12 protein-coding genes and 1 pseudogene are annotated in these 12,353 nt (G+C 70.9%); 7 read left to right on the forward strand and 6 right to left on the reverse strand.

Annotation, left to right across the window (positions count from 1 at the left end; all coding sequences use genetic code 11):
- Positions 1-142: 142 nt before the first annotated feature.
- Entirely contained in the window at positions 143-976 is an 834-nt protein-coding gene (locus ACWDGI_RS12245; protein WP_450758036.1) for a polysaccharide deacetylase family protein, read from the forward strand.
- 55 nt (positions 977-1,031) lie between these two features.
- Here the strand turns inward: ACWDGI_RS12245 and ACWDGI_RS12250 are convergent, their stop codons facing one another.
- Positions 1,032-1,706: a class F sortase gene (locus ACWDGI_RS12250; RefSeq protein WP_450758038.1), complete on the reverse strand. Its 675-nt coding sequence runs from the start codon at positions 1,704-1,706 to the stop codon at positions 1,032-1,034.
- A gap of 350 nt (positions 1,707-2,056) precedes the next feature.
- Here ACWDGI_RS12250 and ACWDGI_RS12255 point away from each other — a divergent pair, with 350 nt between their 5' ends.
- Positions 2,057-2,977: a hypothetical protein gene (locus tag ACWDGI_RS12255; RefSeq protein ID WP_450758040.1), complete on the forward strand. Its 921-nt coding sequence runs from the start codon at positions 2,057-2,059 to the stop codon at positions 2,975-2,977.
- Positions 2,978-3,056: 79 nt separating this feature from the next.
- Here the strand turns inward: ACWDGI_RS12255 and ACWDGI_RS12260 are convergent, their stop codons facing one another.
- From ACWDGI_RS12260 to ACWDGI_RS12270, 3 genes are all read right to left on the reverse strand, one after another.
- The gene (locus tag ACWDGI_RS12260; RefSeq protein ID WP_450758042.1) at positions 3,057-3,857 is read right to left on the reverse strand and encodes a hypothetical protein; all 801 of its coding nucleotides are present in this window, start codon (positions 3,855-3,857) and stop codon (positions 3,057-3,059) included.
- 297 nt (positions 3,858-4,154) lie between these two features.
- A complete protein-coding gene (locus ACWDGI_RS12265; RefSeq protein WP_450758044.1) occupies positions 4,155-4,919 on the reverse strand; it encodes a bestrophin-like domain in 765 nt (254 codons plus the stop codon).
- Positions 4,920-4,950: 31 nt separating this feature from the next.
- A complete protein-coding gene (locus ACWDGI_RS12270) occupies positions 4,951-5,559 on the reverse strand; it encodes a hypothetical protein (RefSeq protein ID WP_450758045.1) in 609 nt (202 codons plus the stop codon).
- A gap of 269 nt (positions 5,560-5,828) precedes the next feature.
- Here ACWDGI_RS12270 and ACWDGI_RS12275 point away from each other — a divergent pair, with 269 nt between their 5' ends.
- From ACWDGI_RS12275 to ACWDGI_RS12285, 3 genes are all read left to right on the forward strand, one after another.
- Positions 5,829-6,800 (forward strand): SCO0930 family lipoprotein, encoded by a 972-nt coding sequence (locus tag ACWDGI_RS12275; RefSeq protein WP_450758047.1) that lies wholly within the window; start codon positions 5,829-5,831, stop codon positions 6,798-6,800.
- A 368-nt stretch (positions 6,801-7,168) separates the two neighbouring features.
- The gene (locus ACWDGI_RS12280; protein WP_450758049.1) at positions 7,169-7,981 is read left to right on the forward strand and encodes an SAM-dependent methyltransferase; all 813 of its coding nucleotides are present in this window, start codon (positions 7,169-7,171) and stop codon (positions 7,979-7,981) included.
- Positions 7,978-10,122, forward strand: coding sequence for a putative bifunctional diguanylate cyclase/phosphodiesterase (locus ACWDGI_RS12285; protein ID WP_450758051.1), 2,145 nt, complete (start codon positions 7,978-7,980; stop codon positions 10,120-10,122). The genes ACWDGI_RS12280 and ACWDGI_RS12285 overlap by 4 nt, the downstream gene beginning before the upstream one ends.
- A gap of 25 nt (positions 10,123-10,147) precedes the next feature.
- On the opposite strand, the gene ACWDGI_RS12290 is transcribed toward ACWDGI_RS12285, so the two are convergent.
- The gene (locus ACWDGI_RS12290; RefSeq protein ID WP_450758487.1) at positions 10,148-10,471 is read right to left on the reverse strand and encodes an L-rhamnose mutarotase; all 324 of its coding nucleotides are present in this window, start codon (positions 10,469-10,471) and stop codon (positions 10,148-10,150) included.
- 27 nt (positions 10,472-10,498) lie between these two features.
- Between ACWDGI_RS12290 and ACWDGI_RS12295 the strand changes: the two are divergent.
- Positions 10,499-10,588, forward strand: a pseudogene (locus tag ACWDGI_RS12295) (carbohydrate ABC transporter permease); the annotation flags it as partial.
- Between the two features lie 89 nt (positions 10,589-10,677).
- On the opposite strand, the gene ACWDGI_RS12300 reads toward ACWDGI_RS12295, so the two are convergent.
- A complete protein-coding gene (locus ACWDGI_RS12300) occupies positions 10,678-11,562 on the reverse strand; it encodes a LysR family transcriptional regulator (protein WP_450758053.1) in 885 nt (294 codons plus the stop codon).
- 119 nt (positions 11,563-11,681) lie between these two features.
- Between ACWDGI_RS12300 and ACWDGI_RS12305 the strand changes: the two genes are divergently transcribed.
- Positions 11,682-12,353 (forward strand): succinate dehydrogenase, encoded by a 672-nt coding sequence (locus ACWDGI_RS12305; RefSeq protein ID WP_450758489.1) that lies wholly within the window; start codon positions 11,682-11,684, stop codon positions 12,351-12,353.

Below are 12,353 nucleotides of genomic sequence, written 5' to 3' on the forward strand. Positions count from 1 at the left end.
CGATGCCCGGACACGCGTCCGGTCCCGGGTACTTGACCATTCCTTTCCGAAACGCCCGCGCGCTGGTCCGTGCGGGTGTTTTCACGCCGCCGCACCGGTGTCTAAGTGGTGCGCCCCAGCCCGGCCGGGCGACTGATGAGTCATGCAGAAGGATCAGTTGTTCACCCGACGCCGGCTGCTGCTCGCCGGCGCCGCCGCTCTGGGCGCCGCGGGCACGGCGGGAATCGTGCTGGCGAGCGACGGCGAGGAGGCGGCGGGCGCCGTCGCCCCGGCCGCCGGACCACCGGCCCGCCAGGCGCTGAAGTCCTCGGCCTTCCGGCTCCAGCCGCTCACCGGATACGGTCCGCCGCCCACCGAGCCGCGCAAGCTGAAGGTCCGCAAGCAACCCATCATGCGGATCTCCGGGAGCGGCCGGCACATGATGCTCACCTTCGACGACGGACCCAACCCGGCCTACACCCCGCACATCCTGGACACCCTCGCCAAGTACGACGTGCGCGCGATGTTCTTCCTGTGCGGGGAGTGCATCGTCCAGAACCGGGAGCTGGTGGCGCGGATGGCCGCCGAGGGCCATGTCGTCGGCAACCACACCTGGACACATCCGTTGCTGACCACCTTGGACCGCCGTGAGATCCGCGACGAGATGGAGAGCACCAGCGACGCCATCGAGGACACCTACGGCGAGCGCCCGCAGTGGTTCCGCGCCCCCTACGGCGCCTGGAACCGCGCGGCCTTCCAACTCGGCGCCGAGATGGGCATGGAGCCCATGGCCTGGACCGTCGACAGCACCGACTGGACCACCCCGGGCACCCGCACCATCGTCGACACGATCGAGAAGGGCGCGGCCCCGGGCGTCGTGGTCCTCTCCCACGACGCCGGGGGCGACCGCTCACAGAGCGTCAAGGCCCTGCGCGAATACCTGCCCTATCTGCTGGACAACGGCTACCACTTGACGGTGCCGCGCCGCCGGACCTGAACCGGATCCGGCCCGTCGCCGCCGACGGGCTTTCGCCCGCCCGGCCGGGTCCGCCTCAGCGGGCCTCGACCAGGCGGGCGAAGACCACCACGTTCCCGTCGTAACCGTTCTGCTTCGAGAAACCGCCGCCGCAGGTGATGACCCGCAACTCCGGTGTTCCCTTGGAACCGTAGACCCGGTCGCCCGGGAAATCGGCTTTCGCGAAGACCTCGATGCCGTAGATCTCGAACACCGCGGTCTTTCCGTCGGTGCGGTCGATCTCGATCCGGTTGCTCTTCTTCAGGGAACCGAGTCCGTAGAAGACCGCCGGCCCCTTCGTGTTGTCGACGTGGCCGACGATCACGGACGTGCCCTTTTCGCCGGGCGAGACGCCCCCGGTGAACCAGCCGGCCAGATTCGGGTCGTCCGGCGGCGGTGCCGCGACCCAGCCGTCCGCGTCCAGACCCACCGGCATCACGGGCGCGTCGACCCGGATCGCGGGGATCCTGATCCGGTTCGCCGCCGAGTACGGCAGCGAGGCCGGCGCGGTGGCGAAGGTGTCCGGGACCGTGCTACGGCTGTCCGGGGCGGCGGCCGAGGCCGGCTGCGGCGGGCCGACGTCGAACTCCCCCGAACCGTTGCGGATGAGTGCCAGACCGGTCAGCAGCACAAGCGCTATCACGCCCCAGGGGGCACGCTTACGCCGCCGTTCCTCCTCTTCGGCCAGCTCGGAAAGTTCGGACGCAGACATTCGCCATCCCCTCTCGACGCGGCCGCCGCGATGTCCGTGGCGCGCATGTCCGTAGCGCGCATGGGAAAACGCTAAGTCCCGCGCGCGCGTGCGGCGACGGGTCGACGGGCGAACGGGTGGCCCGCGCGCATTCCGGTGCGCCATCCGAGTTGCCGTTCTCAGGTTTTTTCTGACGGTCCGTGACCTGCGGCAATATCCGATTGTGTGCTTTTCGCTCGGCGTGTCCCCTCACCAGGACGGACCATTCTCGAAATGCGGGCGTGTTCAAGGCATCTGAGGGTCTATTCGGGAGGTGCTTTCTCGCCGATCTACCGGGGACGGTTCCCGGGGCGCCTTCCGCGGAGGAAGAGATGCGAAACTCACGTGCGCTGGCGGCCGCGTGCACCGTGGTCGCCGTTCTCGGCGCCGCCGCCCCGGTGGCCGTCGCCGACGGTCTGGGCAACCCCGGCGGCCCGCCCAACACCCAGGCTCCGGTCGTCGGTGGGACGGGGGTTGCCCCCGGGGCCGGTGTCGCCCCCGGGGCGGGCGTCGGTGTCGCCCCCGGAGTCGGAGTGGGGGCCGTTCCCGGTATCGCGGCGGTCCCCGGAGTCGTCGTCCCCGGGTACGGCGTCGGTGGGTTCGGCGGAAACGGGTTCGACCGCGGCGGCTCCGGCCGGGGCGGCTCCGGCCGGGGCGGCTTCGGCCGGGGCGGCAATGACTTCGGCGGGCGGGGCTGTGAGGGGTTCGGCGAGCGGGGCGGCAATGACTTCGGCGGGCGGGGCGGCGACGGGTTCGACGGGCGGGGCGACGACGGCTTCGGCGGGCGGGGCGACGACGGCTTCGGCGGCCGAGGGGACGACGAGCGGTTCGACGGCGGCTCCGACTGCGGGGGAGAAGGGGTGCGCAACATCGTCGCCCAGCCCAGGGCGATCACGAGCGGCGCCCGCCTCACCGTCACCGTCAACGGCTGCCGCAGCGGCTCCATGAGCTCCCGCGCCTTCCGGACCACCTCGCTGTTCCCGTTCGGCGGCGACATGGCACGCGGCGTCGCCACCATCGACCGGGACGCCCGCCCCGGCCCCTACGACCTGACCGTCCGCTGCAACGGGGGGCGGACCCTGACCCGGCCGAACGCGTTCTATGTGCTCGGCGGGGTCAGGGGCGGCCTCGGCGGCAGTGTCTCCAGCGGGGCCACCCCGGCCGACATGGCGATCGGCGGTGGGCTGGTGGGCGCGGCCGTCCTCGCCGGCTGCGGGTTCTGGCTGCGCCGCCGGCACGAGAAGCGGCTCTGATCCGTGCGGGCCGTCTTCGCCCCGGCTCCGCGCGGGTCCGGGGCGAAGGGCCTGCGCGGTCGGGCGGCCCGGGAGGTGGTCAGGCACCGCCTTCACCGGCCCGCCTGCGCGCGATGCGGTACGCCGTGCCGACCGAGCCCACGACGAGCGCGGCGCCGAGGCCGATCTCCTTGAGATCGAACCCGTCGACGCTGCCGCCCGCACCGGCCCGCACACCCCGATCGGGCGGGAGCGGCTGCGGGTTGAGTTCCTCACGCCCGCCGACTCCGCTGTCGACTCCGCTGTCGGCACCGCCGTCCGTACGGTCGTCGGGCTGCGCGTCGGTGTGTGCGCCGGTGTGGCTGTCGGACTGGCTGTCGGTGTGTTCGTCGGACTGGGCGTCGGTGCGTGCGCCGGTGTGGCTGTCGGACTGGCTGTCGGTGCGGTCGTCCGGCTGGCTGTCCGTGCGTCCGTCGGTGCGCCCCTCGGACCGGCCGCCCGTGCCGCCGTCGCCGTGTTCCGTCGACTGGCTGCCCGCGATGCTGAGTTGGGTCGACCCCCTCGCCCCGTCGCAGTCGAACGTCACCCGGTACGACGTCTGCGATCTCGCGTCCCGGTCGACCGTGGCCGCCACCGAGTCCCGTCCCTCGGGGATCCGGACCGTGTCGAACGCGTCCGAGGTGACCGTGGCGGCGCCCCGGCAGTTCTCGTCGCGGTTGAGCTGCAGGCTGACCCGGCCGCCGGCCGACACGGTGGACGGCGTGACGTGGACGCCGAAGGAGGTCTGCCGGCCGCTGTCCCGGCCCCCGTCGCCTTGGTCGTCCGTGAGGGCGGCCGGAGCGCCCAGGACGAGGGCCCCGACGCCGAGCAGCGCGGCCGGGGCGAGGCGTATTGCGTGCATGGTGGTTCCTCCGGTCCCCGAGGAGCTGTCCGCGGATCTGTTCCGCTCGTGCCGGAAATGCACCTCGATGATCGGAACGCTAGGAACATCCGCACACGCGCGCGAACGCAGTAGCGCGAACGGGGGAAGCGGGTGGGCCGACCGGGGGAACCGTGGGGCACGACCGGGGGAAGCATGGGGGCACGACCGGGGGAAGCTTGGGGGCCGACCGGGGGGCGCGGATACGGCAGCCGGGGGACACCCGCGGCGTGGCGCCGCGCGATGACCCCCGGGTGTCCCCCGGTGTCCGGGGTCCTTCTACCCCTTGATGTGCGGGAAGAGGTTCAGGAAGGGCTGGGCCGTCGCTGTGATGCCCCGGCTGTACGGTTCGTCGAAGTCCCAGATCAGGAAGAGCATGAAGGCGATGGTCGCGGAGAACAGCCCCGCCAGGATCAGTTCGCGCCGGGTGCGCCTGATCTGCAGCGCGAAGACCATGCCGATGGTGACCACGGCCCCGGTCAGCAGCCCGAACCACACCACGTTCGGCATGGTCGCCCCGGTCGAGTCGGCCCGGGCGCTGCGCGACTGGTCGAGCGCGGCCACCTGGTCCACCAGCGGCTGGTAGGCCTGCGCCTGGAAGTCGGTCTTCGGCTGGTAGTCGGTGACGTCCTGACGGATCTTCGCGAGCAGATCCGCGCCGGTCGGGGTGAGACGGCCGTGGTCGGCCATCTCCTTCCACTCCTTGTCGACGACCTGCCGGGCGTAGGCGTCGACATCCGCCCGGATCCGGTCACGGGCGTCGGGCGGGTACACCCGCACCCGTTCGTAGATCTCGTGCAGTGCCTGCGCCTCCGCCTGCACATGGTCCTGGGCGGCACTGCGGGCCTCCCACACCCCGGCCACCGCCAGACCGAGGACGATGGCGTAGATGACGCCGATCCACATGGTCATGTACTCGATGACGTCCGGCGTCTCGGAGGGATCCTCGTCCTCCGCCGCCCTCTTGTGCCGGACGAGGGTGATGATGACCACCACGGCACAGGCCGCGAGCATCGCGAGGACGAGAACAAGCCAATCCGGCAACGGAAGCCTCCAGAAATCAGTGGGCCGGCCGTCAGCGCGCGCGGAACGCGGCGATGGCGACGATGGCGGGTACGGCGATGAGCAGGACGTAGGTGACCGGTGAGGTGCGGTTCGGGGCCGCCGTGCCGGTCGACTGGATGCGGTACGGCGGGTAGGTCACCGGCGTCGGCGAGGGCCGCGGGGTGGGCTTGGGCGTCGGGGTCGGGGTCGGGGTGGGCGTCGGCCTCGGCTCGGGCCGGGGAGCCGGTGGCGGGGTGGGCGCGGGCTTCGGGGCCGGCGCGGGTGGCGGCGGCGGTGCCGGCGGGGCGGGCTTCGGCCGCGGCTTGGGGGTGGGCTTCGGCGTGGGCTTGGGTTTGGGCGTGGGGGTCGGCTCCGGCGGCGGTGTGGGCGTCGGAGTGGGGGTGGGCGTGGGTGTCGGCGTGGGGCAGGGCGGCGGTGTGGGAGGCGGGCAGGGCGGCGGAGTGGGCCAGGAGCCGCCGGCGACGGCCACCGCGTGAATGCCGTCGGGGCCCGTCGAGGCGTAGGCGCAGGCGTCGGCCGACGCCGTGCCGACCGGGCAGCCCAGCAGGGTCCAGGTGAGTGTCAGCAGAGCCAACACCCTCGGGACGGGCGCGAGTCGGGTCGCTTCGGGTGCATGCACGACCGAGATCATGAGGCGTCGAGTGCCGTCGCACGCCGGAGTGCGGAGGGATTGGCCCGAACGGGGGACAGGTGGCGTAAACCGGTTTGAATCGCACGGTCCGTCGATTGGCTCGAAGCGTACGTCCGTGCGGGACGCGCACCGAGGGCACAGTGTCCCGAAAGAAATTTGTGCGGCCGTTGAACACTTCGACCCCCGGCGCCCGTACCTGGTGGCGTGCGGCGGCGCACAGGCGCTGCAATATCCAGGCGATTATTGGGGAGTTGAAGATGAAGACCTCCTGGAGGAGCGCCTCTTTGGTGGCCACGGCCGCAGGAGTGCTGGTTCTGACGACGGGATGCGGTCAGGACAACGTGACCACTCCGTCCTCGGCGGCGCAGAACGTGGGTGCCACGGCCCCGGCCGGTGTCGGCAGCGTGGGCAGTGTGACCAGCCCCTCCACCGGTGCGGGCAACGGTTACGGCGCGGACGGCAACCAGGCTTCCAGCTCTCCGGCCGTGGTCGCCCCCGCGGGCAAGCTGACCGTTGCCAGCAACCCCGACCTCGGGAAGGTGCTGACCGACGGCAGCGGCCTCACCCTCTACCGTTTCGACGCGGACACCGCCAATCCCCCCAAGTCGAACTGCGACGGCGACTGCGCCACCACCTGGCCGCCGGTGCCCGCCGACGACGCCACGGCCGGTGAGGGCATCGACAAGGCGCTGCTCGGTGAGGTCACCCGTACCGACGGCACCAAGCAGCTGACCGTCGGCGGCTGGCCGGTGTACCGCTATGCCAAGGACGTCAACGCCGGTGACGTGAACGGCCAGGGCGTGGGCGGCAAGTGGTTCGCGACGGCCCCCGACGGCAAGAAGGCCACCCTGGCCGACCTGCCCGGCCTGTCCGTCCGCAAGGACGCCAAGCTCGGTGACATCGTCGTCGACAAGAACGGCAGGACGGTCTACCGCTTCATCAAGGACAAGGCGTGGCCCAAGTCCGTCTCGAACTGCACCGGTGACTGCCTGGCGAAGTGGCCGGCCGTCGCGGAGGTCGCCGCCGACGACACCAAGGGCGTCGCGAAGAAGGGCCTGATGGGCTTCACCCGGTCCGACAACGGCCAGAAGCAGATGACGGTCAACTGCTGGCCCATCTACACCTTCTCCGGCGACTCGAAGGCCGGGGACACCAACGGCCAGGGCGTCGGCGGCACTTGGTACGCCGTCTCGCCCGAAGGGAAGCTGGTCGGCGCGCCGGGCAAGTAAGGGACCGCCGCCTCAGGGTTGATCGCCCCGCCCAAGTCCACATTCGCGTATCGCGGAAGGGAGGGCAGAGGCCGGCGAGAGTCCCGGACGGCGAAACGACGGCGCACGACCGCCCGCCCCCTCCGCACCGCACGGAGGGGGCGGGCTCGTGTGTTCTGCATCTCCTCCGCAGGCGCTTCGCATCGCGTACAGATGTGCTCTGCATCGCATCCGCATCCGACGGACTGCCCGAACACCCCCAAAGCGCACACCGAATTCCCAGGTGGTGACCGGGAACGGACGGTCAATTTCCGGTTCTACTCGCCCAGTTCGCAGGCGATCAGTAGCCTCTGCTCGAACACCGGATCGTCTCAGCCTTGGAGAGATACATGGAGCGTCCCGCCTGGGCCCCACGGAGCATCGACATCTCGGTGCCGAGCGTTTCGCGTATCTACGACTACTACCTGGGCGGTTCGCACAATTTCGAGGTCGACCGGGAAGCGGCCCGCAAGGCGATGACGTTCCTGCCGGGCCTGCCGAAGATCATGCAGGCCAATCGGGCCTTCATGCGCCGCGCGGTCCGTCACGCCGTAGGCGCCGGCATCGAGCAGTTCCTGGACATCGGCTCCGGCATCCCCACCTTCGGCAACGTCCACGAGGTGGCGCAGGCGGCGCACCCCGGCGCACGGGTGGTGTACGTCGACCACGACCCGGTGGCCGTGGCCCACAGCCAGGCGGTGCTCGCGGGCAACGAGGAGGCGGACGTGGTCGCCGCGGACCTCCGCAAGCCCCAGGAGATCCTGTCGAGCCCTCAGGTGGAGCGCCTCATCGACCTGAATCGGCCAGTGGCCCTGCTCCTCGTTGCCATACTGCACTTCGTGGAAGACGCGGACGACCCGTACGGGACAGTGGCACAGCTGCGCGAAACACTCGCGCCCGGCAGCCTGTTGATCCTCACGCATGCCTCGTACGAGGGAATCCCGCTGTCAACCGAGCGGGCCGAGAGCGCGGTGGACGTATACAAGGACATTCGCAACCCGCTCATCATGCGCTCGCGCGACGAGATCGCAAGGTTCTTCGAGGGGTACGACATGGTGGAACCCGGACTGGTGCCGATGCCGCACTGGCGGCCGGAGTCGGCGCCGGAGGACGAGGATCCGTATGCCTTCTCCGGATTCGCCGGCGTGGGGATCGCGGCGTGAGCGCGGAGCCGGACGGCCCGGAGGACAGACTGCGCCGGTTCGCGACGATCTGGAGCCGGGCGGTGTTCCCGGTGACCTCGACGTCCCTGACCCGGCCGGAGTTCGAGGAGCAACTCCTCCCGCTGGCCCGTCGGTTGAGCGAGGTGCTGCTGGCGCACGGCTTCGACGCGGAGGAGGCCCGGCAGGTGGGGGCCGCGCTGATCGACGCGCACTGCACCGACCCCGAGGCGCTCACCCGCACCCTCGACTGCGTCGACGCCTATCTGGCCCTGTACTGCGGTGGGGACGGCCCCCAGGACGAGCTGCGGATGCGTTCCTCGCGGATCCAGCACGCGATGGCCGCCGGGTTCGCCCAGGCGCTGCGCGAGCGCACGCTGACCGAGCAGGAGGCCATCGCGCAGGCCGCGTTGCGGGCCCAGGGCGTGGTCGCGCAGGCGCTGCACGCCAGTGAGGCGCGCTTCCGCGCCGTCTTCGAGGGAGCGGCGATAGGAATCGGCATCGCCGACCTGGAGGGCAACGTCCTCCAGGTCAACGGTGCGCTGCTGCGCATGTTCGGCGGCTCCGAACAGACCCTGCGCGGCCGCAAGGTCATGGAATGGGCGCATCCCGAGGACGCGCCCCAGACCTGGCGGCTCTACGAGGAGCTGGTCCGCGGCGACCGCGAGCACTACCACGTCGAGAAGGCGTTCAACCGCTCCGACGGAACGGTCCTGTGGACCAACCTGACCGTCTCCCTGCTCCGGGACGCGGACGGCGACCCGCAGTACCAGCTGGCCCTCATGGAGGACACCACCGAGCGCCGGCTGCTCAACCTGCGGCTGCGCTACGAGGCCACCCACGACGCGCTGACCGGCCTTCCGAACCGCACGCTGTTCTTCGAGCGCCTGGAGAAGGCCCTGGCCGCCGGTGAGGGCCAGCGCTTCGGGCTCTGCTACCTCGATCTGGACGGCTTCAAGACCATCAACGACAGCCTCGGCCACTCGGCCGGTGACCGGCTGCTCGTGGAGGTCGCCGACCGGCTGCAGTCCTGCGCGACCGCGCCCGGCGAGATGGTCGCCCGGCTCGGCGGCGACGAGTTCGTGGCGCTGACCACCGGACCGGCCACCCAACGCGAGGTCGACGACCTGGCCGACCGCATCATGAACGCCCTCATCACCCCGATCAGCATCGACGGCCGCGAACTCATGGTCCGGGGCTCCATCGGCATCGTGGAGGGCCCGGCGGGCGAGCGCACCCCGGCCGAGGTGCTGCGCAGCGCCGACATCACGATGTACCGGGCCAAGTCGGCGGGCGGCAACCGCTTCGAGCTGGCCGACCCGGAGGCCGACGCCCGCGCCATCACCCGGCACGGCCTGACCACCGCGCTCCCCGCCGCCCTGGACCGCAACGAGTTCTTCATCGAGTACCAGCCGCTGGTCCACCTCGGCGACGGCAGTGTCCGGGGCGCCGAGGCCCTGGTCCGCTGGCTGCACCCGCAGCACGGCGTCCTCGGCCCCGACCGGTTCATCCCGCTCGCCGAACACACCGGGCTCATCGTCCCGTTGGGCCGCTGGGTCCTGGAGGAGTCGATCCGCCAGGCCCGCGAATGGCGAGAACGCTACGGCGAGCAGACCAGCGCCGGCCCGCTGCGGATCAACGTCAACCTGTCCCCGTGCCAGCTCTCCCACCCCGGCCTGGTCCAGGACACGGTGGACATCCTGGAGCGGACCGGAGTGGCCCCCGACGCCCTCTGCCTGGAGGTCACCGAGTCGGCCCTGATCGGCGCCGACGACGATCTCCTCAAGCCGCTGCGCCGGCTCGCCGAGATGGGTGTCGACATCGCCCTGGACGACTTCGGCACGGGCTACTCCAACCTCGCCAACCTGCGCCGCCTCCCGGTGAGCATCCTCAAGCTGGACCGCTCGTTCACCCAGAGCATGCAGCAGTTCCCGGCGGACCCGGTCGACCTCAAGATCGTGGAGGGCATCGTCTCCCTGGCCCACAGCCTGGACCTCGCGGTCACGGTCGAGGGCGTGGAGACGGGCGCCCAGGCCGAGCAACTCCGCATACTGGGCTGCGACACGGCCCAGGGCTGGTACTACGCCCGGCCGGGCCCACCGGAGCGCCTGCACGAACTGGCGCTGGTGGACGCGACGGGCTGACGATCCGGCGTCCCTTCGTGGGCCCTCAGTCGAGGTGGAAGACCTCCTCGGCGGGGGCCCACCACTCGCCCTCGGCGGCGGTGTCGAGCGGCTGCTGACACGGGTCGGTCAGCGCCCACCACTCGCGTGTCACCGGGTCGGCGGCGATCTGCGCGGTGTCGGCGGCGTAGTCGTTGCCCGTGTACTCCAGGTAGCTGAACAGCAGCCCGTCCCGCAGGAAGATCGAGTAGTTGCCGATCCCGGCACGCTTGAGTGCCGCCAGCACGCCCGGCCACGCGGCGGCGTGCAGTGCGCGGTACTCCGACTCCTTCTCCGGACGCAACCGGATGACGGCAGCGAAGCGCTGCATCTGGCTCACCTCTCCTGTCCTTCTGACCCGTTCGGCGGGTACCGCGTGTACATCTACTTCGGCAGCAGCCTGCCCGGGGACCTATTGTCGGCGGCGTGGATCGACGGCTGCACCGAACCCCGTCCGGGGCGCGGGGCTGTAACGATGATCGGCGCCGCCGCGTGCGCGCGACCAGCCCCCACGCACCCGCAGCCAACCACGCCCGGTCACCTCTCCAACAGCATCCGCTGCAACTCCCTGGCGGCCCGAGGCGGCGCAACGTCACTCCGGTGCGCCAACGCGATCGTCCGATGCAACCCCGGCCGAGCCAGCGGAGTGACCCGCAACCCCCGTCCCGAACGAGCGGCGACCATCCGAGGCACCACCGCCACCCCCAGCCCGGCTCGCACAAACCCCAGCACCGCGTCCATCTCACCCCCCTCGACGGCGAAAGCCGGCTCGAACCCAGCGGAGCGACACGCCGCGACGGTCAGCTCCCGCAGGTCGTAGCCGTGCCGGAACATCACCAGCCGCTCCCCCTCCAGGTCGGAGACCTTCACCCCGCCCCGCCCCCGCCCGGGCGCCGTCGCCTCGGGCGAGGACACCACCACCAGGTCCTCCCGCAACAGCTCCACCGTGGTCAGCGCGGGTGACGCCGGTGGCAGCGGCAGCACGATCAGCGCCAGATCCAGCGCCCCGCGCGCCAGCTCCCGTACCAGGTCGTGGGAGCCGCTCTCCTCGATCAGCAGCTGGATGCCGGGGTAACGGTCGTGGAAGGCTCGCAGCACGTCCGGCAGCAACCCGGTGCACAGACTCGGCGTGGCCCCCAGCCGCACCCGCCCGCTCCGCAGCTGCACCAGCTCCTGGACCTCGTGCCGGGCGGTGTCCGCGTCCGCCAGGATCCGCCGGGCCAGCGGCAGCAGCGCCTCGCCCGCGTCGGTGAGCGTGATGTTGCCCCGCGCCCGCAGGAAGAGATCCGCCCCCAGCTCCCGCTCCAGCGCCCTGATCTGCTGGGACAGCGACGGCTGGGCGACGTGGACCAGCTCGGCGGCCCGGGTGAAGTGCCGGGTCTCGGCGACGGCGACAAAGTACTGAAGCTGCTGGAACTGCATGGTTACACGATAGCTTCCGGCTATGGAATCGAGCCGGACCATGTCTTGGACCGATCGGGTGTCCGGGCTCTACCGTCCTGAACATGGCTCTGGCAACGCGGACGGACCGACGGCCGTCCATGGCACGCACGATGTGGGACAGCTCCGTCGGCAAGAAGACCGTGATGGCCGTCAGCGGCCTGATCATGCTGCTCTACCTGGTCGTGCACATGATCGGCAACCTGAAGATCTACTTCGGGGCGGGCGATTTCAACCATTACGCCCACTGGCTGCGCACCGTCGGCGAACCGTTCATGCACTACGAGTGGACGCTCTGGCTCATCCGGATCGTCCTGGTCGTCGCCGTGGTGGCACACGCCACGTCCGCGTACCAGCTCAGCCGCCGTGACATCAGGGCGCGCCCGACGAAATACGTCCACAGCAGGCGCCGGGCCAGCTACGCGACCCGCACCATGCGCTGGGGCGGGATCATCCTCGCCCTCTTCATCGTCTGGCACATCCTCGACCTGACCACCGGCACCGTGCACTCCGGCGGCTTCCAGGAGGGCCACCCGTACCAGAACGTCGTGGACACCTTCTCCACCTGGTACGGCAACGTCATCTACATCGTCGCGATGCTCGCGCTCGGCCTGCACGTCCGGCACGGCTTCTGGAGCGCCGCCCAGACCCTCGGCGCCGGCAGCCGCACCCGCGACCGCGCCCTCAAGGCCACGGCCGACGTCCTCGCGCTGCTGCTCACGGCCGGCTTCATCGCCGTACCCGTGGGTGTCATGACCGGAGTGGTGAGCTGA

It is taken from the genome of Streptomyces sp. NPDC001220 (genome assembly GCF_053597895.1).

Excerpts from the sequence above, each read along its gene's own strand:
- ACWDGI_RS12245 (WP_450758036.1), top strand. The coding sequence starts at position 143 with ATGCAGAAGGATCAGTTGTTCACCCGACGCCGGCTGCTGCTCGCCGGC.
- ACWDGI_RS12250 (WP_450758038.1), bottom strand. The coding sequence starts at position 1,706 with ATGTCTGCGTCCGAACTTTCCGAGCTGGCCGAAGAGGAGGAACGGCGG.
- ACWDGI_RS12255 (WP_450758040.1), top strand. The coding sequence starts at position 2,057 with ATGCGAAACTCACGTGCGCTGGCGGCCGCGTGCACCGTGGTCGCCGTT.
- ACWDGI_RS12260 (WP_450758042.1), bottom strand. The coding sequence starts at position 3,857 with ATGCACGCAATACGCCTCGCCCCGGCCGCGCTGCTCGGCGTCGGGGCC.
- ACWDGI_RS12275 (WP_450758047.1), top strand. The coding sequence starts at position 5,829 with ATGAAGACCTCCTGGAGGAGCGCCTCTTTGGTGGCCACGGCCGCAGGA.
- ACWDGI_RS12280 (WP_450758049.1), top strand. The coding sequence starts at position 7,169 with ATGGAGCGTCCCGCCTGGGCCCCACGGAGCATCGACATCTCGGTGCCG.
- ACWDGI_RS12290 (WP_450758487.1), bottom strand. The coding sequence starts at position 10,471 with ATGCAGCGCTTCGCTGCCGTCATCCGGTTGCGTCCGGAGAAGGAGTCG.
- ACWDGI_RS12300 (WP_450758053.1), bottom strand. The coding sequence starts at position 11,562 with ATGCAGTTCCAGCAGCTTCAGTACTTTGTCGCCGTCGCCGAGACCCGG.
- ACWDGI_RS12305 (WP_450758489.1), top strand. The coding sequence starts at position 11,682 with ATGGCACGCACGATGTGGGACAGCTCCGTCGGCAAGAAGACCGTGATG.